Raw genomic sequence first — 20,946 nt, 5'->3', positions numbered from 1 at the left:
CGGCGGCGAACCTCGCGGCAATCCTGGCGGACCTGGGTGACTATCCGGCTGCGCGTGCCCTGGGGGAGGACGTGCTGGCTCGGCGTCGGCGGGTGCTGGGCGAGGATCACCCAGCCACGATCCGCGCCAGGGCGTCACTAGACGATCTTGATGGTGGTTGAGGGCTGGCCCAGGCGTCGGTCGGTGCGGAAGTTAGATCAACGATCCGTGAGTAGTAGTGCTCTCGTGCGATGAGGCGCCCAACAGCACGCGAGGCTGATCGGCAGCCATCCACTACCTCTCCTGCATGTCTTGAGGCACGCGTTCCGATGGCCGCGTTCATCGACCACACGCCCGTGGTCTGAGACGGCACTCCAGGACCATGGGGCCACTGTGCGACCCGAGTCGCTATTGGCTATATGTGGCTATATGGTTCGCCGTTTCGCTGCGGTCGATGACCGATGGCGGTGTTCGCTACGTCGAAGACCGTCAGCCAACCAGGAGGCGACGTCCACAGGCCGCCCGCCACTTGGCCCCACACCGTGCCAAACAGCCCAGGCCTCCGCGCTCGGCGAGCTTGATCACCAGTTCTGTATCCAGATCCGAACTGGTCACGGCCCGGAGTTCGGATCCGCGTACACACGTGGCGATCTTCGGAGACGGGTGGGACGAGGCCGGTAACCAGCGCCAGGTCGGCTTGGGGATCGACGTTGTCGGCTGCCGCTGCCGCCCTGACGCCTGCGCGGTCGCTACTCGGCCCGGCACCGACGAGTTCCACGTCGCCGACTGGTACGCGGTTCGCCGTTTCGTTGCGGCGACTGACTGGATCCACGCCGATCGTGTGCTCGGGCCGTCGTCGACAGAGGCTTCATCGACCGTCAGCCAGCATGGCTCGCGACCGTGCTCGACGACAACGAGAACGGCTCGGAACGCCGCCCGGCATGCCTGCGTCAGTATGCGCAGGTCAGGCCCGCACGCTAGACGATCTCGATGATCATGGCGGCGGCCATGCCGCCGCCGGCGCACATGGAGACGCAGCCGTGGGTGGCGCCGCGGCGGCGTAGTTCGCCGATCATGGTGAYGACCATGCGGGCGCCGGTGGCGGAGATGGGGTGGCCGAGGCTGGCGCCGCTGCCGTTGACGTTGACGATCTCGGGGTTGATGCCGAGTTTGCGGATGGCGGCGACGGGGACGGAGCAGAAGGCCTCGTTGATCTCGAACAGGTCGATGTCGGCGAGGGTGAGGCCGGCGCGGTCGAGTGCTTTGGGGATGGCGAGGGTGGGTGCGAGGCCGGTGAGTGCGGGTTCGATGCCGGCGGTGGCCCAGGCGCGGATGCGGGCGAGGGGGGTGAGGCCGTGGGCGGTGGCGTAGGTGTCGCTGGTCAGCGTCACGGCGGCGGCTGCGTCGTTGAGGCCGGCGGCGTTGGCGGCGGTGACGGTGGCGTCGGGCAGCTCGGGGTGCAGCACCTTGAGGGTGGCGAGCTTCTCGAGGGTGGTGCCACGGCGGGGGTGCTCGTCGGTGTCGAACCGGACCGTCGTGCCGTCGGGGCGAGTCACGTCGAGGGGGATGATCTCGTCGACGAACGCCCCGGAGTCGATGGAGGCGATCGCGCGTTCCTGGGTGTAGACGGTCCACTCGTCGACGTCGCGGCGGGTGAGGCCCATCTCGCGGGCAGTGTTCTCGCCGACGGTGATGGACATGTCGAAGGCGGGGGCCTCGGGGGTGTCGGGGTTGGGTGGCGACATCCAGATCTTCTGGTTGCCCTCGGCGTCGCGCTTGGAGCCGAGCACCTGGTTGCTGAGGCTTTCGGTGCCGCCCGCGATGACGGCGCGGTCCATGCCGGCGCGGATGCTGCCAGCGGCGATGGCGACGGCGGTCAGGCCGCCGGCGCAGTGGCGGTTGGTGGCGGCGCCGGAGACGCCGGTGAGGCCGAGACGGACGGCGGTGTGCCGGGCGATGACGCCGCCGCCCTGGTAGGACTCGGCGAGGATGAGGTCGTCGAGGTCGGTCGCGGGGATGYCGCTGCGTTCCAGGGCGGCGGGGACGACGGCTTCGGCGAGGTCGAAGGCGTCGAGGCCGACGAGGGTGCCCTTGCGGGCCCGCCCGATCGCCGTGCGGGCGGTCGAGACGATGACTGCTTCGGTCACGGTGAACTCCAGGAGGATGGAAGGTGCCCGGAGGGCGGGTGTCGGCGCGGCGGCTGGTTCGTGGGCTGACGGCTCCGGGGGAGGGGAACCCGTTCGCCCGCCTGTCTTCGCATAATTTATGCAACCAATGACTGCGTCAAACGGTCCGCCGGCGGCGCGGTGAAGCGGACGGCACGGTGAAGCGGACGGCGAGGTGGAGCGGACGTTCCGGGTGGAGCTCGCTCAGGCGTCCGTGGCCGGCGGCAACGTCGCGGGGGCCGACGGGCCGGTGCCGGCGGCGGTCCTGATCAGGCGGACGAGCCGGTCCATGAACTCGTCGTCGATGGGGCGCCGGGAGAAGGTCGCCCGGGTGATGAGCATCGAGTGCATGCACTCGACCAGCATCGACACGTCCGCGTCGGGATCGATCTCCCCACGGCTGACGGCTCGTCGGAAGGGTGCGCCGACGAACTCCATCTCGCTGGTGGCGACCTCCTGAAGGCCCGCCGTCAGCCGTTCGTCGTTCGCCGTCATCCTGGTCCGCAGCAGGGCCAGCGTCGTAGGGTGGTTGAACAGTCTTTGCAGGCCCTCGGCGAGCTTCTCGAGGTCGCCTACCCAACTGCCCTCGTCCGGCCGCGGCATCGCGGCGGTCTCGGCGGCGACCAGCACGTCGCGTACCAGGTCGGCCTTGCTCGACCACTGCCGGTAGAGCGTCGTCTTGTGCACGCCGGCCGCGGTGGCGACGTCGTCGATCCGCAACGCCTCGTAGCCGACCGTCATGAGCATGGACCGGACGGCGGTGAAGACGTCCCGGCGGACCCGCTCGGAAAGACCCCGGGGGCGGCCCCGCCCGCGAGCGGGGGAGGGCTGATCGACCACCACCGGACCTCCGTCGACCTCGCGTGCCCTCCGAGCTCCCGCTACGCCGGTCCAGGGACCCTGGGCGGCCTCCAGAAGCTGTGGACCCGCGGCGGCGGTAGCGGATGAATCTACACCGCGCCCGGTCGGGGYGGTCCCGCGCGAGGCCTGCCCGCGGGACCGCCCGGCCGCGGTCGGGTCACCCGTTGCCGGCGGGCGTCTGCCGCAGGAGCTGGCCGCACCACTGCCCGTTMCCGTCGGCCTTGGCGACCTCGAAACCRCTGGCGTGGGCGTTCACGCGCACGAACGCGTAGCAGGTGTTGGGCTGGCCGCGGTTCTGGGACAGGTTGATGGTGCCGGGGACGAGTCCGCCTGCGTCGTAGTCGGTGACCTTCCGCAGGTTGGTGATGAAGGCCTGGCGGGTGGGGCAGGGGCCGGCGGCCTCCAGGCCGCGCAGGAAGAGGTCCGTGCTGATGTAGGAGGCGACGGCGACCTCCTGGTCGGGGTCGTCCAGCTCGGGGGCGAAGTCGGCCATGGCCTTCTGGTACTTCTGAATCGCCGGCGACGCGGACTCGAACGGGGTGTAGTTCACCCAGATGGTCAGACCCGCGATGGCGGGTCCCTGCTCGCGTACCAGCGCCTGGCTGTAGCCGCTCGGGCTCAGCACGACCTTGGGGTGGCCGCCGGCGTCGCGCACCGCGGCCAGCACGTCGGCGATGCTGCTCATCGCCACTGTGCCGACGATGACGTCGGCCCCGCTGTCGATGATCTCGTCGGCGGTCCGTGTGGGGCTGCTCGACCCGGTCGTGTACCCGACCCGGTCCACGGTCTCGATGCCCTGGCTCGCGAGACTGGCGATCAGCTGGTTGGCGATCTCCAGGGACGGGCCGTCGGCGGCGTCCTCAAGCACCGCGGCCCTAGTACCGCCCTGTGCCTTGGCGTAGAGGCCGAAGGTGGTGACGGCGGTGCCCTTGGCGAACAGGTAGGAGAACGAGAACATGTTGGCGTGGTCGTTCCACAGCGACTCGGCGGTGAGGCCGGTCACCGGCACGCCGCTCTTGTCGAGGTAGTCCGCTGAGCCGGAGACGGCCGTGCTCAGCTCGATGAGCCCCAGTACATGGTCCTTCTCGACGAGCTCCTTGGCGGCCGTGCCGTTGGTGCTCGCCGCGGCCGCGTCGTCGCGCCAGATCAGTTCGATGCCGCGGCCGTTGACGCCACCGGACTGGTTGGCCAGGCCGATCCGGCCCTCGACCCCGCTGCGCGCCGACTTGAACGCCTCGGACAGGACCCCGGTGTTCGGATAGAGCAGCCCGATCTTGACGGCATCGGGGGTCACGCCCGGGGCCGCGCAGTCGGCGGCGGCGGCGCCTTCCTCACCCGCCTTGGCGGAGCAGCCGGCCGCCGCCACGACGGCCAGAGCCAGGGAAAGCGTTCCCGCCCGCATTCGCCTGCGCGCCGCTTGCCGCGGCGGCCGTCCGCCGACCGGTACGCGACCGAGAGCGACTAATCGGCTGGCCGCCGCCGGCTGACGGCGCGTGCCAGGCCCGTTGCTTGCCGCGTGCATGCATGACTCCCAGCTGGTGTCCCGCCGGACCACTGCGGGCTCGTACGTACTGCTCTCGACCGCCGTCGAGCCGACGGTCTGGCCGCCCCGGTCGGCCGCCCTTTCTGGCCTGAAACGTGAGCATAGCCTCGTCTGGATGAGGCGCGATGTCTGCCTTCTTTTCGCTGGAAATAAGGGACGATAGGCCTAAGGAACTCTCCGCTCGGTGCAAGAACCAGGTTCTTATTGTCTGGTTGCGGTGTGCGGGTGCCGTCGTCGCGGAGAACCTTCGTCGGACCGCTGGTGGCACCATGCCGGGCCTGGCCATGGGAAGGTCGCGAGCATGGAGTTGCCACCCGTGCCGACCGGGATCGTCTGTGCCCCGATGGCCGGCGGGCCCTCGACGCCCGAGCTCGCCGCGGCGGTCGGCGAGGCCGGCGGGCTCGGGACGCTGGCGGCCGGCTACCTGACCGTCGACCGGTTCGCGGCGGACATCGAGCGGACCCGTGGGCTGACCCGCCGGCCGTTCGCCGTGAACCTGTTCCTGGGCGGGCAGCGGGCCCGGGGCACCGACGCTCAGGCCCTGGACGCGGCCGTCGCGGCCTATGCCGAGCGCCTGGGCCCGCTCGCCGCCCGCCTCGACGTGGCACCCGGCGACCCCGGTCCTCCTGGGGTCGGCGGTTCGGCCGGGGCGCCGGACGACGACGACTTCGCGGCGAAGCTCGACGTGGCGGTGGCCGCGCGCCCCGCCCTCCTCAGCGTCGCGTTCGGCCTGCCGTCGCACGAGGACGTCGCGCGCTGCCATGGCGCCGGGATACCGGTCGCGGTCACGGTCACCGACGAGCGGCAGGCGCTCGCCGCCGCGGCCCGCGGCGCGGACGCGCTCATCGCGCAGGGCTGGGAGGCGGGCGGCCACCGCGGCGGCATCGACCCGGACGACGTGGAGGGCGCCGACGGGCGGCTGGCGCTGATGCCGCTGCTGGCCAGGGTGCGCGCGGCCGTCGACGTGCCGGTGCTGGCGGCGGGTGGCATCGCGGACGGGGCCGGGGTCGCGGCGGTGCTGGCGGCCGGCGCCCACGCCGCCGTCCTCGGGAGCGCCTTCCTGCGCACGCCGGAGGCGGGCACCTCCGACGTGCACCGGGCGGCGCTGGCCGGCGGGCGGCGCACCGTCGTCAGCCGGGCGTTCACCGGGCGGCTTGCCCGCGGGCTCGACAACGCGTTCACCCGCGAACACGGGCCCGTCGCCCCGGCCGCCTACCCGCGGGTCCACCGGATCACCGCGCCGCTACGGGCGGAGGGACGCCGGCGCCACGACCCGGAGCTCGTCAACCTGTGGGCGGGGGAGACGGCGTCCCTGAGCCGCGCGGTGCCCGCCGCAGAGCTGGTCGCCGGGTGGCACGCGCAGGCGCTGGAGGCGCTGGAGACCGCCTACGGGGTGGCCAGCGCCTCGGTGGGCGAGAGCCGGGCGGCGCGGACCGCCGGGTAGAGACCGGCGACCCCGCCGATGACGACCGTCGCGCCCAGGCCGGCGAGTACCGCCCAGGCCGGCAGCACCGGCGGCCACCCCCGCGCCGCCGCGTACCCGACGGTGACCGCGGCGCCCAGCAGCGCCCCGCCGGCGCCGCCGAGCGCGGACAGCAGCAGCGACTCGGTGAGGAACTGCCCGCGGACCTGGCCCCTGGTCGCGCCCAGCGAGCGGCGCAGCCCTATCTCGGAGCGCCGTTCCAGCACCGAGATGACCATGGTGTTGGCGACCCCGACCCCACCGACGAGCAGCGCCACCGCGCCAAGGCCGAGCAGCAGGCCGGTGAACGCGTCACCGGCCGCCCGCTGGGCGGCGAGCGCGTCGGACGGGCGGGACACCTCCACCTCGTTCGGCGCCTCCGGGTTGGCGGTGGCGCCGAGCACGTCGCGGACCGCCTCCACCTGGCCCGCCCGCGCCCGGACGTAGATGGTCGTCGGACGCCCGTCGAATCCCGCCCTGGACTCGGCGACCGGCCACCCGACGAGCGCCGCGGTGTCCAGCTCGGGAGCGAGCGGGGCCGGTTCGAGGATGCCGACCACGGTGAACCAGTCCCCGCCGAGCAGGATCCGGGTGTCCGGTGAGGCGTGGCCGATCCCGAGCCGCCGCGCGGCGTCGGCGCCGAGGACCGTCGCCGGGTAGCCGCCGGTGGCCTCGTTGAGCCAGGTGCCGCTCGCCAGCCGTCCGCCCACCGCCGCCAGCACGTCGGTGCGCGCGGCGTAGGCGGCGATCCCGTTCGTCTGCGCCGCCGGGATCCGATCGGTGCGGTAGACCTTCGCACCCTCGAGCCGCCCGACCGCCGAGCGCGACTCCACCGGGCCGATCCGGCCGACCATCGCCTCGGCCTCGGCCGGCAGCCGGGCCTGCTCCCCGGACAGGGTTGTGCCCGGCGCGACGGTCAGCAGGTTGGTGCCGAGCGCGTCGAGCGCACGGTCCAGATCGGCGCGGGACGACGACGAGAGCCCGACCACCGAGATCATCGCGGCGACCCCGATGGCGATGCCGAGCGCGGACAGGAACGCCCGCAGCGGACGGGTGCGCAGCCCCACCGCTCCGACCCTCACCACGTCCCCCGGCCACATCCGGGCCGGTGCCAGCGCGCGGCCTTCCCGCGGGCCCACCCGTGCCGGGAGCGCCCGTGTCGGGAGGGCCGTCGGCTCGGCGGCCGCGACCTCGGACGGCGCCGGCATCACGCCACCTCCCCAGCCGGCTCGCGGACCTGGCCGGCACCCGAGTCGGCCACCAGCCGGCCGTCCCGCATCCGGACCTGCCGGGGCAGGGACGCGGCGATCTCCCGATCGTGGGTGATCACCACGACCGTGGTCCCGCCGCCGTGCAGTTCGCGCAGCAGCGTCATCACGCCGGCGCCGGACACCGAGTCGAGTGCCCCGGTCGGCTCGTCCGCGAGCAGCAGCGGCGGGTCGCCGGCCACGGCCCGGGCGACGGCGACCCGCTGCCGTTCGCCACCGGACAGCTCGTGCGGCTCGTGGTCCATCCGGTGCGCGAGGCCGACCCGTTCGAGCGCCGCGGCGGCCAGCCGGCGCCGCGCCGCCGGCCGCAGGCCGCAGTAGAGCAGCCCGTCCGCCACGTTGCCCAGCGCGCTGACGCCGGCCGCCAGGTGGAACTGCTGGAAGACGAAGCCGATCCGGCTGGCCCGCAGCGCGGACAGCTCGGCGTCGGCCAGCCGGGCCACGTCGTACCCGTCGATGCGCACGGTCCCGGACGTCGGCCGGTCCAGCGCGCCGAGGATGTTGAGCATCGTCGACTTCCCCGACCCGGACGGCCCGACGACCGCCATCAGTTCGCCGTGGCCTATCCGCAGGGTGATGCCGGCGAGCGCGGCGACCCCGCCCGGGTAGACCTTGGTCACGTCGTCCAGTTCGATCATGCCGGCATCCCCACCGTGACGCCGGCGGCGATGCCGGGTCCGGAGATCTCCACCCGGCCGTCGGCGAACAGGCCGGTGGTGACCGCGACGTACCGCGAGGTCCCGGCCGCCTCGTCGACGACCTCCACCCCGAAACCACCCTCCCGCAGCGCCAGCAGCGCGGCGACCGGGACGGTGAGCACGTCCGGCCGCCGTCCGGCGGTGAACGTGACGTCGACCGAGGCCAGCGCGTAGGCATCGGCGGCCCGCTGTTCCGGCAGGCCGACGACCACCTCGACCGTGGTGGTGGGATCCGCGTCGGGGCCGCTGCCCGGGTCGATCCGCGTCGACACGTCGTCGATCCTGCCGGGAGTCCTCGCGCCATCCGGGAGGGTGACGGTGACCTCGGCGCCGTTCGTGGCCAGGCGCTGGTCGGAGGTCTCCAGCTCCACGGTCACGGCCTTGGCGGTTCCGGTGTAGCTCAGCACGGGGGCGCCGGGGCCCACCGGGGCGCCGAGCGCGGCGGTGACGCTGTCCACCCGGACGGCGTCCGGCGCGAACACCACCCGGCCGAGCTCGACCMGTCCCGTCTCCGGCAGCCCCACGTCCCGCTGCCAGCGGGCGACCGCGCTGGCGGTGTCGCCGGTGTAGGAGTCGTCGACGGTGAAACCCGAGTAGCCGAGGGCCGCCAGGTTCTCCTCCAGCTGCCGGACGTCCTGGCCCTCGGTGCCCGCGCGCAGCGGCCGGTAGGCGGGCGTCGTCCCGTACAGGAGGGTCACCGGCTGGTCGTCGACCCGGAACAGCTCCTGGCCGCGGGTGACGTCCGCGCCGGTGTCCGGCAGCGCGGTGACGGTGCCCGGCACGCGGCTGACCGCCGTGGTCGACGGGCCGTAGCCGAGATCGCCGTCGACGGTCCGGGCGTCGGTGAGCGTCTGCCGGGTCACCTCGGCGGTGTTCGGCGGCAGCGCGCCGGCGGTCGGCCCGCCCGCCTCGCCGTCGTCGGCGGTGCCGAGCACGGCCGCGGTGACCGCCGCCCCGCCCGCGGCGACGACGGTGACGGCGGCCGCGACGCGCCAGCCACGTCGCCGTCCGCGGCCGCCGCGCCGACGGCTCCCGGCGGACTCGACGGTCTCCGCGGTCCCGGTGGTCTCGGTGGTCTCAATGGTTTCCGCGGGCCCGGTGGTCTCGGCTGGCTTGTTGCTATCGGTCGGTCCGGACTCCCGTGTCCGGTCTGGCTGGTCTGTCTGTTCCCTGACGGTCACCCGGGTCACGCCTTCCCGGAGAGGATGCCCTGGCAGGCCTGTTGGGCGGTCTGGAAGTCCGGGTCGTCCCCGGCCTCCGGGCCGATGATGATGCCGCGCTGGCCCGGATCGGGGTCGGGGAACGCCTCGACGCCGTTCTTCCGCATGCACGCGGCGAAGTCCCTGGACTTGGCCTCCATCTCCGGGTCGCTGCCCGCGGACCCGTTCGCCTGCGGGCTGTACTCGCGGCAGGCCGCCATGGCCGCGTCGACGGTCTCCTTCGGGGTGCTCGGGTCGATCCGTAGCTCGATGCGGCCGTCCACCGGGTCGGGCATGTCGATGCCGTTCTCGCGCATGCACTGCGCGAACTTGACGGCCAGATCCCCCGGCCGCGGAGAGCTGGTGGCGGTGGCGCCGTCGGTCGCTCCGTCCGCGCCCGCGCCCCCGGACCCGACCCCGGCGGCCGAGGCCACCGTGCCGCTGTCGTCGCCCGAACCGCAGCCGGCGAGGGCCAGCATGAGGGCCAGCGGCAGCGCCGCCAGAACCGTCGGCATTCGCCGGGAAAGCCTTCGCGTCACGTCGTCTCCCTGCCAGGTCGCTCTGTCTCGACCGGCGCTGGTCGCGACCGGTCGAGCGCTGATGCAACGCACCGGGGCGTTTCGCCGGCGTTTCCATGGCCGCCGTCGGCGGCTGGTGGCCCGCCCTCCGACCGGGGCGATTTCAAGATCATCAGCTTGCGCTAACGGTGAGGAAACAGAGTGGTCGGCGAGCATGTGTCGGCGGGTCGACGGGATGAGCGGAGTGGCGCCGTGCGGGTACTGGTGGTGGAGGACGAGCCGATGCTCGCGGAGGCGGTCGCGGAGTGGCTGCGTGACGAGGCACACGCGGTGGACGTCGCGTACGACGGCGAGGCGGCGCTGGACCGGCTGACCGTCCACAGCTACGACGTGGTCGTGCTCGACCGGGACCTGCCGGCCGTGCACGGCGACGATGTCTGCCGGGAGCTGGTCGCCTCCGGCGCGACCGCCCGGGTGCTGATGCTCACCGCCGCCGCCGAGGTCACCGACCGGGTCGACGGGCTCAACCTTGGCGCGGACGACTATCTGACCAAGCCGTTCGCCGTCGCGGAACTCGCCGCCCGGGTCCAGTCGCTGGGCCGGCGCGCCCGGCCGGCCGCGCCACCGGTGCTGAACCGAGCGGGCATCACCCTGGACCCGGCCCGCCAGCAGGTGTTCCGGGACAGCCGATACGTGCCGTTGTCGCGCAAGGAGTTCGCCGTCCTCGCCGAGCTGCTGCGGGCGAAGGGCGCCGTGGTGTCGGCCGAGTTCCTCCTGGAGAAGGCGTGGGACGAGCACGCCGACCCGCTGACCGGCGCGGTGCGGCTGGCCATCCTCAAACTGCGCCGCAAGCTCGGTGACCCGCCGGTTGTCGAGACCGTCACCGGCGTCGGCTATCGAATCTCATGACCGCTGCCACCGCCACCGCCGTCCGACCGTCGTCGTCCCGGCGCCRCCTGCTGCGGACCAGGCTGACGCTGATCTACGGCGGGCTGTTCCTGGTCGCCGGGGTGGTGCTGCTCGGCGCCACGTATGCGCTGTTCCAGCAGCAGATGCGCGGATCCGGGACGAAGGTGCTCGCCCAGCGGGTCGAGTCCAACGGGAACGTGACGACCACCACCTCGCTCGGCAGGCAGACGTCCTCCCCGGATGGCAGCGACACTCTGATCACCGGAGCGGACGCTGAGCGCTGGCTGCGGGACCAGCAGAACCAGCTTCGCCGCGCGGCGACCAGGTCGCTGCTCGTCCAGGGCGGGATCGCGCTGGGTGTGGTCGGCGGCGCGGCGGCCGGCTTCGGCTGGCTGGTCGCCGGTCGGGTCCTCGCGCCCCTGCACCGGGTCACCGACACGGCCCGCCGGATCGCGGCCGCGCCGGCGGCCGACCGGGGGCTGCACGAGCGGATCGCCCTGCGCGGCCCGCACGACGAGGTGAAGGAGCTGGCCGACGCGTTCGACACGATGGTGGAACGGCTCGACCGGTCGTTCGACGGGCAGCGCCGGTTCATCGCGAACGCCTCCCACGAGCTGCGCACCCCGCTCACCGTGGGTCGCGCCCTCGTCGAGGTGGCGATGCACCGGCGGTCGGCCTCCGAGGACGTGAAGCAGCTGGGCGACGATCTACTGAAGATCAACCTTCGGCACGAGCGGCTGATCAGTGGACTGCTGCTGCTGGCGGGCTCGGAGAAGGAGATCACCGCGCGCCGGCCCGTCGATCTGGCGGACGTGGTCACCCACGTCGTCGGCCAGACCGCGCCGGAGGCGAAACGCGCCGGGATCGTCGTGCACGAGTCGGCGACCGAGGCCCCGACGAGCGGCGACGCGCTGCTGCTGGAGCGGCTGGTGCACAACCTGGTCGAGAACGGCGTCCGGCACAACATCGGCGACGGCGGCGAGGTGTGGGTCGCCAGTCGCGCCCGGGACGACAGCCTGGTGGAGATCGAGGTGTCCAACACCGGGCCCGCGGTGGCGTCCTACGAGGTCCCGTCGCTGTTCGAACCGTTCCACCGGATGGCGACCGAACGGCTGATCACCGCCAAGGGGGCCGGGCTCGGACTGTCGATCGTCCGGTCCGTGGCCGAGGCCCACGGCGGCGCGGCCAGGGCAGAGGCCCGTGACGGCGGCGGCCTGGTGGTGACCGTGACCCTGCCCGCGGCCCCCGACCGCGATCCACCGGACCAGGCCTGATCGCGATGGCCCAGATCAGCTCGCCAGCCGGCCGTCCGCGGTGAGCGGCGTCGCGCGCGACACCCACAGGCGCGATCAAAAATCKATCATCCGCACTGGGGTTGCCCTGTCGACAGGAAACCGCAGAAGCCATTGTTGCAGTTCAGCACGCTGCTACGCCCCTGGCCGCGGCCGCCAGGACGGTCCGAGGTCATCCGAATACCGCCGGCAGAAGCGGGCGCGAGCGGCTGCCCCGACATCGGACAGTAACCTTGTAATTCATCCCTGGGTGTTCCTGGTGCCAGGAAATGGGCTGGGGCCTGCCCCCGCTCGATCTCGGCAAGCCTCTGGTACTCGCGGGCAAGTTCCACGCAGACGCGATATTCACCGGAATCAATCCCGTTCTCATCGGCCATTTTCTCGGCCTTTTCGAGCATGCGGGCAGCGTTCTCCAGGTACCTGCTCATGGCGCGAATGCTAGCCGCCCGTGACCGTTTTGGCGCAACGATCCCGCACTCCCAGGCCGCCCGAATCGGTCAGGCCGCTCGCCCGCGCCCGTCAACTCGCCGCCCAACTCCGCCACATCCGCCACGACGCCCGACGACCACCTCGAGGATCGCGGGCCAGAGGACAGCCGCCTCGCGTCGCGGAGGACTGTCCGACGAACGGCGCGGCCCGCGGTGATCGTCGCCCGCGGACGGAGCAGATCCTCGGGGCAGGTGGAATTGGGGTCCAGACCCGGTCTGGACCCCAATTCCACCTGCCGCAGCGAGCCCGTGCGGCGGATCATGCGGTCTTCGTCCCTCCCCGGACACGGCCGTCGCGGGCGTCTGCCCCAGCCGGCTGTCGAGTGGGGTCAGCGACGCCCGGCATGGACCGATTCGGCCCGGTACCGCCCCTGGGCCGCACACGCCGACGCGGGATGGCGGACCGGTCGTTGCCGGGACTGTGGTGCCGCACGAGAGCACTCGGCGGTCAGGGCCATCGCGATGAGTTCCGGTCATTCAGGGTGTTCCGACACGGGCGGCCCCGGCGCCGGGCCACGACCCGGATCGTCCTCTCCTCACTTCCATCAGTCCGGTATCAGTCCGGTATCAGCCCGGGACCAAACCGTCGGACCGGCCCGTCACCGTCACGCGTACGAGGCCGCTGTAACGATCTTCTCTGCGGGCATTTCCAGACAAGGACCTGACCGCCATCGCGAGGAGAGGAACTCCATGAGTGCCATTCGCAGCCCGCTGTCAGACGACGCGCGCACCATAACCGGCGAGGCCCTGGAAGCCATGGTCGTCGATCTGATCGACCTCTCGCTGTTCGCGAAGCAGCTGCACTGGAACGTGACCGGCCGGACCTTCCGCTCGATTCACCGCCAGCTCGACCAGGTCGTCGACGTCGCCCGCCGCCACACCGATCTGGCGGCCGAGCGCGCGGTGGCCATCGGGGTGAACCCGGACGGTCAGGTGGCCACGGTCGCCMACCGCGGTCAGATCCACGGCGTGGAGTCCGGCTATGTCCAGGACGAGAAGGTCGTCCGGCTGATGACCGACGTCCTGGCCGAGGTCGTCGCCCGGATGCGTGGCCGGATGGACGCCACCGCGGAGCCGGACCCCGTCACCCAGGACCTGATCATCGGTGCGCTCAAGGAGCTGGAGATGCAGCACTGGATGTTCCAGGCGATGATCTGACCTAGTCCGGGCCCGATGTCCGGGGACGCCCGGTGCCCGGGAATGCTCGGTGCCCGGGAATGCTCGGTGCCGGAGATGCTGGGCGTCCGCCGGGTATCAGGCCAGGATGAGCGTTCCGACTCTCGTCAGGACCGGCCTGGCCACGGCGGGCGCCGCCGCCCTCGGCGCCGTCGCCACCAGCCCTGACTCCAACTGGTACCGGACTCTGGACAAACCCGCCTGGCAGCCGCCTCCGGCGGCGTTCCCCGCCGTCTGGACCCCGCTGTACGCGCTGATCGCGTTCGCCGGCGCCCGTGCGCTGGATGGTGCCGCCCAGGAGCAGCAGCGGCGGCGGTTGCGGCGCGTGTTCGCGATCGACCTCGCGCTGAACGCCGGCTGGACGCCGCTGTTCTTCCGGGCCAGGCGCCCGCGCTGGGCGCTGGCTGAGATCGCCGCGCTGGACGCGGCCAACCTGGCGCTGCTGGCGTGCGCCTGGCGGGCCGACCGGCCAGCCGCGGCGGCGCTGCTGCCGTATGTGGCCTGGACCGGCTTCGCCACCGCACTGAACGCCGCGATCGCCACCCGCAATCCCGACTCTGCCGACCGCCCGCGATCTTCGTCCCGCGGGCGGCTGTTCGCCTGATCGAAACCCGGCGTTCGCGCGGCTTCCGGCCGGAGGAACCCTCTCCTGCCTGGACTGGCGCACTCTCTATCATCCCAGTTGGCGCGAATGCGCTGGTTGTTACGGATGCCGTGAGACGGGGCCGGCGGACAGGCGGGCGACGGATGGTGCGGACGCATGACCGGGGACGACGGGGTTGGGCCGTGAGGCCTTCATGATGGTGAGGGCCGGACGCGGCATGTCGCGATGACCATCGACTCGTCAGCACCCGAAGCGGTCGCCCCCGAGTCAGGTATTCCGGCACAGCCCGGACCGGTCGACGCCCGGACCGGGCCCGGCGGACCGGCTCAGGACCTCCCGCCGCGTCCCCGAGGGCTCCGTGGGCTTCAGGGGCTCCAGCTTCAGGCGTTCCAAGGGCGTCGGGGGCTCCGGCGGATCCGGATCGGCGCACCGGCCGCGGCGGTCCTGCTGCTGGCGCTCTGCTCCTTCGTCGGCAGCCTCCTGTTGCAGGCCTTCCTCTACCCACGCGGTTCCGGCGACGCCGACGAGGCCGCCTACGTCCTGCAGGCGCGGATGCTGCTCGACGGCCGGCTCACGCTGGACGCGCGGGTGGTGGAGCCGTTCTTCCAGCCGTGGCTGACCGGCGTCCACGGCAACCATGTCTTCACCAAGTACCTGCCGGGCTGGCCCGCGCTGCTCGCCGTCTCCCAGGCGCTGTTCGGCACGATGACCGTCGCTCCCGCGGCGGTCGCGGCCTGCTGGGTCATCGGCGCCTACCTGCTCGCCCGCGAGCTGTTCGACGACGTCTGGACGGCCCTCGTGGCCGCCGTGCTCCTCGCGCTCTCGCCGCTGGTCCTGCTGCACACGGCTCTTCCGCTCGCCTACGCCTGCTGCGCGGCAGTGCTCACGCTGGCCAGTGCCCTCCTGCTACGCGGGGCCCGTACCGGATCACGACCGGCGCTCATCGGTGGCGGCGCGCTCGTCGGGTTCGCGCTGCTCAACCGGCCGTACGACGTGGTCCTCGTCATGTTGCCCCTGGTGCTCTTCGTGGCCGCGCGGCAGCGGCGGACCCCCCGGAGGCTGCTGACCCGCTCGGCCTGGGCCGCCCTCGGCGCCGCGCCGCTGGTCGCCGTCCTGCTGGCCTACTGCTGGCACGTGACGGGATCGCCGCTGCGGCTGCCGCTGTCGGCCTCGGACCCGCTGGACACCTTCGGCTTCGGCGCGCGGCGCATCCTGCCCACCGAACCGAGCTTCCTGTTCACCCGGCATGCGGCCGAACAGGCCCTTTGGGACACCCTGGGCGCGGCACCGAGCTGGTATTTCGGCGGCCTGGGACTGGTCGCTCTCGCCGCCGTCGGCCTGCTGGCCCCCCGGCGACGCCCCGAACGCCTGCTGCTCCTCGCGACGACCGCCGCGGTGCTGGCCGGCTACTTCTTCTGGTGGGGCTCGGCGTTCGCCGTGCCGGGCCTGCGCAACGGCCTCGGCCCGCACTACCACCTGGCCGGGTTCACGCCCCTGGTCATCCTCGCCGCCGCCGGCGCCCGGTGGCTCTGGACCCTGCTACCGGGGCGGCCGCGCACGCGGCGGGCGGCCGCGCCCGCCGCCCGCCCGGCCAGCAGCCCGGCCCGCCCGGCGCGGGCCAGCCTGCCTACCCGCCTCGTCCGACCGACCGCGCTCGCGCTCACCGCGGTCGGGTTCGTGGCGCTCACCGTGCCCACCCTGCAGGCCAGGATCGACGTGCAGCACAACGTCGACGCCGGCAACGACTTCCTGGACGCGCTCGTCCCGGACGACCTGCCCGGCCCGGCGCTGGTCGTCGTCACGTCCGGCGTGGCCAGCCGGTACACCCAGGTCCCGTACCACACCCTGCGCAACAGCCCCGGGCTGGACGGCCCCATCGTCTACGCGGCGGACATCGGGCCCGCCGTCGCCGCCCTTCCCGAGCGGATGCCCGGGCGCACGCTCTACCGGCTGCGACCGGACGAGCTCGTCGACGCGGATGTCCCGGGCAGCTACCGGGGCTCGTTCGTCCCGCTGCGCCAGGTGACCGGCACCCGGGTCGAGATCCGGGTGACCATCCGCCCGCCCGCGGCGGCGACCGGGGGGAACGCCGCCGCGCCCGCCAGCGTCGGAGCCGGCGCGCGGATGTACATCCGGCTGGGGGGTGAGACCCGTTCGCTGGACCTCGCCGCCCTGCCTCCCGGCGGGAGCGATGGCGCCGGCGCGCTCACCCACACCTTTGCCCTGACGACCGGAGCGATCACCGGACCGGACGAGATCACCGCCGGTCAGTCGTCGCCGGCCGAGCTGGTCGTCGGGTTCGCCGCGGGCGCCGACCCGCATGCTGGCGGGTGGGAGGAACGGTTCCCGTTGGTTCGGCGCGCGACCGGTGACCTCTCCCTGCTCGCGCCCGGTCTTGGCTGGCGGCGCCTGCCGGACGGCGCGGCCGGCGTCAGACCCGGATGGCTCGCCGCGCGGGTGCTACCCACCCTCGACGTCGCCCTGGCCGGCGCGGCGGGCCGCTGACGCTGCGGCCTGACGCCGTGGCCCGCCGGCGGCGCGGCCGGTCACGGGCCGGGGTGGCTCACGGCACGGCGATGGTGCGGCCCAGGCCGTGCTCGGAGCGGTCCAGCCGTTCGTAGGCCGCCGGCACCTCGTCGAGCGAGATGTGGTTCGCGCTGACGCGCACCTTGCCGGCGGCGGCGAGCGTGACGAGCTCGCGCAGCTCCCAGGCCTCGCCGGAGTAGCTGCTCTGCAGGACGCACTCCCAGGGGGCGTGGATCAGCCCGAAGGGGACGGAGCCGAGGGCGGCGCCGACGCAGACGACCTTGCCGCGCTCGGCGGCGCAGGCGACGGCGAGCGCGAGCGTCTCGTCGGCGCCCACCAGGTCGAGCACGAACGACGAGCGACCCAGCTTCCTGACCCGCCCCGCCGCGTGGTCGCCCGGGTCGAGGGCGACGTCGGCGCCGAGCTCGAGGGCGAACTCGCGGCGGCGCGGGTCGCGTTCGATGGCGACGATCGTCGCCGGCGAGAGCGCGCGCAGGATCTGCACGGCGAGGTGGCCGAGCCCGCCGATGCCGATGACCGTGGCCACGGCCCCCGCGCCCAGCCACGGCATCGACGACCGGATCGCGTGGTACGGCGTCAGCCCGGCGTCGTCGAGCGGCCCGGCGTCCGTCGGGTCGAGACCGTCGGGGAGCGCGACCACCGTCCGCGCCGGCACCCGGAGGAACTCCGCCAGGCCGCCGTCGAACCCGAGGCCCGCGCCGCTCGCCGGCCTGATGACCGGGCAGTACCGCTCGTGGCCGGCGACACAGGTCGGGCACTGGCCGCAGCCGTACTCGGCGTGCACGACGACCGGCTGCCCCGCGCTCAGTCCGCGCACGCCGGGCCCGACCGCCTCCACCCAGCCGGCCGTCTCGTGACCGAGCGTGAATCCCGCTCCGTCGGGCCGGTACACCGTGGGAGCCGCCGCGATCAGGCAGTCCGAATGGCACAGCCCGGCGCCGGCGACCTTCACCAGCACCTCCCCGGCGCCCACCTCCGGCACCGGCACCTCGGCGACCTCCAGCCCACCACCCGGTAACACCCGCACAGCCTTCATGAAAGCTCCCTCGTCGGTTCGGCACGTGGACGGCGCCGTCGCCGGGCGGTGCGTCCGGATCGAGCTTGGCCGGCGGGGACCGGACACGCAGCCGATAGTGAAACCGGGCAAATGGTGGCAGGGGCGCCCACCGGCGCGCGGGAAGCGAAAGACCCCCAAAATCCGAGGTTCGGACCGGCGTTCTCGCTGACGCTGAACCGGTGGACGGCAACCCAGACCGCACGGGCGCGCTACCGGCGCAGCGGGACGTTCCCAGCTCCGAGCGGGGCGAAGAGACCAGCGGTCCGTCACCGGAGGACGGCTCGCCGCCCGGCGCCGCGCTCCACGATCCCGTCCTGACGTACGGAAAGGAGGACGAGGACCCCACCGGGGCGTGGACGAAGCACAAGAAGACGATGGAACGTACCGGCGTACGCACCATGGCCAGACGGCTTCCGGGGCTGCTCAAGCTGTCGTGGTCGCTCGCCTGGGAGGCCGACCGCGCCGGGCTGCTGGCCCTGGTCGCCGTCAGGGTGGTGTCCGGGCTGGCGGAGGCGGCCGGCCTGCTCGCCGTGGCCGGCGCGCTCACCGAGCTGCTGAGCGCGGGCCCGACGCCGGACCGGATCCGCGAGGCGCTGCCGGCGCTGGCGCTGGTCGCGGGTGCGGGAGTCGTGCGCACCGCGCTGTCCCTGGTCGAGAGCCTGCTGCGGCGCCGGTTCGGCCCGCGGATCGACCGGGTCTGCATGGTCCGGCTGCTCGACGTCGCGACCCGCACCTCCGTGATGGCCTTCGACGACCCACGGTTCGTCGACGACCTGGACGCCGCCGAGCGCGGTGCCTCGGGCGGGCGCCAGCTCGTTGACAACACCGCCGACGTGTTCACCTCCGCCGTGCGGATGGTGGCCGCGGGCGGCGTGCTGAGCGTGCTGCATCCGCTCCTGCTGCCGCTGCTGGTCCTGTCGATCCTGCCGGACGGCTGGGCGACGGCGCGCTCGGCTCGGCTGGCGTACGCGTCCTGGCTCGGTACCATCCGCCAGGTCCGGCGGCAGTACATGCTGCGGTATTACATGATCGATCGGAGCAGCGCCGCCGAGATCCGCTCGTTCGGGCTGGGGCGCTTCCTGCTCGACGAGTACACCCTGCTCGCCCGCGCGAACGAGGCCGAGCAACTGCGGGTCGGCCGCGGCCAGGTCCGGTACCGGCTGATCGGCGAGAGCGTCGCCGGGCTCGCCCTCGGCGCCGTGTACGGCATGCTCGTCCTGCTCCTCGACGCCGGGGTGATGCCGCTCGCCGCGGCGGGCACCGCGGTCCTCGCGATCCGCAACGGGCGGGGAGCCCTGTCGACCGCGCTGTCCAGCCTCAACGACGCCTACGAGAACTTCCTCTACTTCGGCGAGTACCGGGCCTGGATCGAGGAGGCGGCCCGTCGGATCCCGGAGCGGCGGACGCCGACGGCCCCGGTGAACCCGACCGTCATCCGCGTCGACGGCGCCACCTACAGCTATCCGCACACGGGCACCGAGGCGCTGCGCGGCGTCTCCGTCGAGCTGCGCCGGGGCCAGGTGGTCGCGTTCGTCGGCGCGAACGGCAGCGGCAAGTCCACGCTGGCGAAGCTGCTCGCCGGCCTGTACCTGCCGGACGCCGGCACCGTGACCTGGGACGGCGTCGACCTCGCCGACGTCGACCCGGACAGCGTCCGGGACCGGGTCGGCCTGATCCCACAGTCCTACACCCAGTGGCCCATGTCGGCCCGGCTGAACATCGCGGTCGGCCGCGTCGGTCGGCTGGCGACCGACGGCCCGGACAGCGTCATCCCCGCCGCCCGGGCCACCGGCGCGGACGAGGTGGTCGACAAGCTGCCGCACGGCTACGACACCTCGCTGGCCCGCCAGTACAACGCCGGTCATGACCTGTCCGGGGGCCAGTGGCAGCGGATCGCCTGCGCGCGCGCCGTCTACCGGGACGCCCCGTTCCTCATCGCCGACGAACCCTCCGCGGCCCTCGACGCCCGCGCCGAGCAGACGCTGTTCAGCCTGATCCAGCGGCTCGGCCGGGACCGGATCGTCCTGCTGATCACCCACCGGTTGGCCAGCGTCCGGACCGCCGACCGCATCTACGTGCTCGACGAGGGGCTCGTCGTCGACGAGGGAACCCACCCCGAGCTGATGAGCCGCCCCGGCATCTACCACGACCTGTTCACCCTCCAGGCCCGCCAGTTCGTCGACACCCCAGATCCGGAACCATCCTCGGTTCCGGCGGCCGAAGCACCGGCCGCACCAGGCCAGGCTCAGGGCGCGCGGTAGAGCCAGACACTTAGCTCTTGCGCTAAGTATCGCGGCCCGCAATACTTAGCCGCGTGGAACAGTATTCGGTGCGGCTCGACGGGCTGCTCGTGGCTCTCGCGGATCCGACCAGGCGCGCGGTGCTCGGCCGCCTCGGCCGCGGGCCGGCGACCGTCAGCGACCTCGCCGACGGCTTCCCCATGGCCCTTCCTTCCTTCATGAAGCATGTCCGCACGCTCGAGAAGAACGGCCTCATCCGTACGGCGAAGTCCGGCCGGGTCCGCACCTGCGAGCTCAACCGCGACGGCCTCGCGCCGCTCGAGAACTGGCTGGCGGAGCAGCGGCGTGGCTGGGAGGACCGCACCGACCGTCTCGTCCAGTTCGTCACCTCGCCCGAGGAGCAGGCATGAACCACGACCTCGACCTCTCGCTGGAACGCCTCATCCACGCGCCGCGCGCCGCTGTCTGGAAGGCCTGGACCGACCCGGCCAGCCTCGAACGCTGGTGGCTTCCCGCTCCGACGCTCTGCCGCGTCGACCGCCTCGACACACGGCCCGGCGGCGCCTTCGTGACGCGGCTCAGCGACGACGGCACCGAATTCACCCCACACCTCGACGCCTGCTTCCTGGTCGTCGATGAGCTTGAGCGCCTCGTGTTCACCAACGCGATCGACAGCGCCTGGCGCCCCGCGGTCCCCGCGCCGGTACCCATGACCGCGGAGATCACCTTCCTGGACCATCCCAGCGGCACCGACTACCGGATCGTCGTCCGCCACGGCGACCCGACCGCCCGCGCCCGGCACCAGGACCTCGGCTTCCTGGAGGGCTGGGGCACAGTCACCGAACAGCTGGCCCGATTCACCGAGACCGGCACCACACAGGAACGTTAGCCACAGGCATCACCAGGCCGGCCACCCACGCAAAACCTGGTCGCGACCTAT

General features: G+C 73.0%; 19 protein-coding genes. 10 read left to right on the top strand and 9 right to left on the bottom strand.

Annotation, left to right across the window (positions count from 1 at the left end; all coding sequences use genetic code 11):
* Positions 1-161, top strand: a 161-nt coding sequence (locus BCD49_RS40870; RefSeq protein WP_131803539.1) for a tetratricopeptide repeat protein, incomplete at its 5' end; no start/stop codon positions are given.
* Between the two features lie 795 nt (positions 162-956).
* On the opposite strand, the gene BCD49_RS21535 is transcribed toward BCD49_RS40870, so the two are convergent.
* The 3 genes from BCD49_RS21535 to BCD49_RS21525 form a co-directional block, all read right to left on the bottom strand.
* Entirely contained in the window at positions 957-2,126 is a 1,170-nt protein-coding gene (locus tag BCD49_RS21535; protein WP_071041815.1) for a thiolase family protein, read from the bottom strand.
* Positions 2,127-2,348: 222 nt separating this feature from the next.
* The gene (locus BCD49_RS21530) at positions 2,349-2,987 is read right to left on the bottom strand and encodes a TetR/AcrR family transcriptional regulator (protein WP_007512058.1); all 639 of its coding nucleotides are present in this window, start codon (positions 2,985-2,987) and stop codon (positions 2,349-2,351) included.
* A gap of 175 nt (positions 2,988-3,162) precedes the next feature.
* A complete protein-coding gene (locus BCD49_RS21525; RefSeq protein WP_007512056.1) occupies positions 3,163-4,407 on the bottom strand; it encodes an ABC transporter substrate-binding protein in 1,245 nt (414 codons plus the stop codon).
* A 442-nt stretch (positions 4,408-4,849) separates the two neighbouring features.
* Here BCD49_RS21525 and BCD49_RS21520 point away from each other — a divergent pair, with 442 nt between their 5' ends.
* A complete protein-coding gene (locus tag BCD49_RS21520; RefSeq protein ID WP_007512054.1) occupies positions 4,850-5,992 on the top strand; it encodes a nitronate monooxygenase in 1,143 nt (380 codons plus the stop codon).
* Here BCD49_RS21520 and BCD49_RS21515 read toward each other — a convergent pair.
* Genes BCD49_RS21515 through BCD49_RS21500 form a run of 4 tightly spaced genes read right to left on the bottom strand, consistent with a single transcriptional unit; the run spans position 5,935 to position 9,714 of the window.
* On the bottom strand, positions 5,935-7,218 hold the full coding sequence (locus tag BCD49_RS21515) for an ABC transporter permease (protein ID WP_007512052.1): 1,284 nt from the start codon (positions 7,216-7,218) through the stop codon (positions 5,935-5,937). The genes BCD49_RS21520 and BCD49_RS21515 overlap by 58 nt on opposite strands.
* Positions 7,218-7,916: an ABC transporter ATP-binding protein gene (locus BCD49_RS21510; protein ID WP_007512050.1), complete on the bottom strand. Its 699-nt coding sequence runs from the start codon at positions 7,914-7,916 to the stop codon at positions 7,218-7,220. Before BCD49_RS21510 ends, BCD49_RS21515 begins: the two co-directional genes overlap by 1 nt.
* A complete protein-coding gene (locus tag BCD49_RS21505) occupies positions 7,913-9,166 on the bottom strand; it encodes a peptidoglycan-binding protein (RefSeq protein ID WP_083401606.1) in 1,254 nt (417 codons plus the stop codon). The genes BCD49_RS21510 and BCD49_RS21505 overlap by 4 nt, the downstream gene beginning before the upstream one ends.
* Complete coding sequence (locus tag BCD49_RS21500) at positions 9,163-9,714, bottom strand: hypothetical protein (RefSeq protein ID WP_198536007.1); 552 nt, start codon at positions 9,712-9,714, stop codon at positions 9,163-9,165. Before BCD49_RS21500 ends, BCD49_RS21505 begins: the two co-directional genes overlap by 4 nt.
* 231 nt (positions 9,715-9,945) lie before the next feature.
* On the opposite strand from BCD49_RS21500, the gene BCD49_RS21495 reads away from it, so the two are divergent.
* Together BCD49_RS21495 and BCD49_RS21490 are read left to right on the top strand one after the other, a co-directional pair.
* Positions 9,946-10,602 carry a response regulator transcription factor gene (locus tag BCD49_RS21495; RefSeq protein WP_007512045.1) on the top strand — a complete coding sequence of 219 codons (657 nt, stop codon included), beginning with the start codon at positions 9,946-9,948 and terminating at the stop codon, positions 10,600-10,602.
* Positions 10,599-11,876, top strand: a complete 1,278-nt coding sequence (locus BCD49_RS21490) for a sensor histidine kinase (protein ID WP_071041814.1) — start codon at positions 10,599-10,601, stop codon at positions 11,874-11,876. The genes BCD49_RS21495 and BCD49_RS21490 overlap by 4 nt, the downstream gene beginning before the upstream one ends.
* A gap of 86 nt (positions 11,877-11,962) precedes the next feature.
* On the opposite strand, the gene BCD49_RS43190 is transcribed toward BCD49_RS21490, so the two are convergent.
* Positions 11,963-12,322 carry a hypothetical protein gene (locus tag BCD49_RS43190; RefSeq protein ID WP_131803537.1) on the bottom strand — a complete coding sequence of 120 codons (360 nt, stop codon included), beginning with the start codon at positions 12,320-12,322 and terminating at the stop codon, positions 11,963-11,965.
* 750 nt (positions 12,323-13,072) lie between these two features.
* Between BCD49_RS43190 and BCD49_RS21485 the strand changes: the two genes are divergently transcribed.
* The 3 genes from BCD49_RS21485 to BCD49_RS21475 all read left to right on the top strand — a co-directional run bounded on the left by BCD49_RS21485 (position 13,073) and on the right by BCD49_RS21475 (position 16,667).
* Positions 13,073-13,540: a Dps family protein gene (locus tag BCD49_RS21485; protein WP_071041813.1), complete on the top strand. Its 468-nt coding sequence runs from the start codon at positions 13,073-13,075 to the stop codon at positions 13,538-13,540.
* Between the two features lie 106 nt (positions 13,541-13,646).
* Positions 13,647-14,162 carry a TspO/MBR family protein gene (locus BCD49_RS21480; RefSeq protein WP_007512039.1) on the top strand — a complete coding sequence of 172 codons (516 nt, stop codon included), beginning with the start codon at positions 13,647-13,649 and terminating at the stop codon, positions 14,160-14,162.
* Positions 14,163-14,387: 225 nt separating this feature from the next.
* The gene (locus BCD49_RS21475; protein WP_083401605.1) at positions 14,388-16,667 is read left to right on the top strand and encodes a DUF6541 family protein; all 2,280 of its coding nucleotides are present in this window, start codon (positions 14,388-14,390) and stop codon (positions 16,665-16,667) included.
* A gap of 58 nt (positions 16,668-16,725) precedes the next feature.
* On the opposite strand, the gene BCD49_RS21470 is transcribed toward BCD49_RS21475, so the two are convergent.
* On the bottom strand, positions 16,726-17,745 hold the full coding sequence (locus tag BCD49_RS21470) for an arabinose dehydrogenase (protein WP_007513912.1): 1,020 nt from the start codon (positions 17,743-17,745) through the stop codon (positions 16,726-16,728).
* Positions 17,746-17,945: 200 nt separating this feature from the next.
* On the opposite strand from BCD49_RS21470, the gene BCD49_RS21465 reads away from it, so the two are divergent.
* From BCD49_RS21465 to BCD49_RS21455, 3 genes are read left to right on the top strand one after another with little or no spacing between them, the layout of a single operon-like run.
* Positions 17,946-20,027, top strand: a complete 2,082-nt coding sequence (locus tag BCD49_RS21465; RefSeq protein WP_007513910.1) for an ABC transporter ATP-binding protein — start codon at positions 17,946-17,948, stop codon at positions 20,025-20,027.
* A gap of 53 nt (positions 20,028-20,080) precedes the next feature.
* Entirely contained in the window at positions 20,081-20,416 is a 336-nt protein-coding gene (locus BCD49_RS21460) for an ArsR/SmtB family transcription factor (protein ID WP_027140767.1), read from the top strand.
* Positions 20,413-20,895 (top strand): SRPBCC domain-containing protein, encoded by a 483-nt coding sequence (locus tag BCD49_RS21455; RefSeq protein ID WP_007513906.1) that lies wholly within the window; start codon positions 20,413-20,415, stop codon positions 20,893-20,895. The genes BCD49_RS21460 and BCD49_RS21455 overlap by 4 nt, the downstream gene beginning before the upstream one ends.
* Positions 20,896-20,946 lie beyond the last annotated feature (51 nt).

Source organism: Pseudofrankia sp. EUN1h, assembly GCF_001854645.1.
GTDB classification, from domain to species: Bacteria; Actinomycetota; Actinomycetes; order Frankiales; family Frankiaceae; genus Pseudofrankia; species Pseudofrankia saprophytica.
Note: the sequence above shows the minus strand (reverse complement) of the source record. Positions and strands in the feature narration are given on the sequence as shown.

Coding starts and splice junctions, on each gene's coding strand:
- BCD49_RS21520 (WP_007512054.1), top strand. CDS start 4,850: ATGGAGTTGCCACCCGTGCCGACCGGGATCGTCTGTGCCCCGATGGCC.
- BCD49_RS21515 (WP_007512052.1), bottom strand. CDS start 7,218: ATGCCGGCGCCGTCCGAGGTCGCGGCCGCCGAGCCGACGGCCCTCCCG.
- BCD49_RS21510 (WP_007512050.1), bottom strand. CDS start 7,916: ATGATCGAACTGGACGACGTGACCAAGGTCTACCCGGGCGGGGTCGCC.
- BCD49_RS43190 (WP_131803537.1), bottom strand. CDS start 12,322: ATGAGCAGGTACCTGGAGAACGCTGCCCGCATGCTCGAAAAGGCCGAG.
- BCD49_RS21480 (WP_007512039.1), top strand. CDS start 13,647: ATGAGCGTTCCGACTCTCGTCAGGACCGGCCTGGCCACGGCGGGCGCC.
- BCD49_RS21475 (WP_083401605.1), top strand. CDS start 14,388: ATGACCATCGACTCGTCAGCACCCGAAGCGGTCGCCCCCGAGTCAGGT.
- BCD49_RS21470 (WP_007513912.1), bottom strand. CDS start 17,745: ATGAAGGCTGTGCGGGTGTTACCGGGTGGTGGGCTGGAGGTCGCCGAG.
- BCD49_RS21455 (WP_007513906.1), top strand. CDS start 20,413: ATGAACCACGACCTCGACCTCTCGCTGGAACGCCTCATCCACGCGCCG.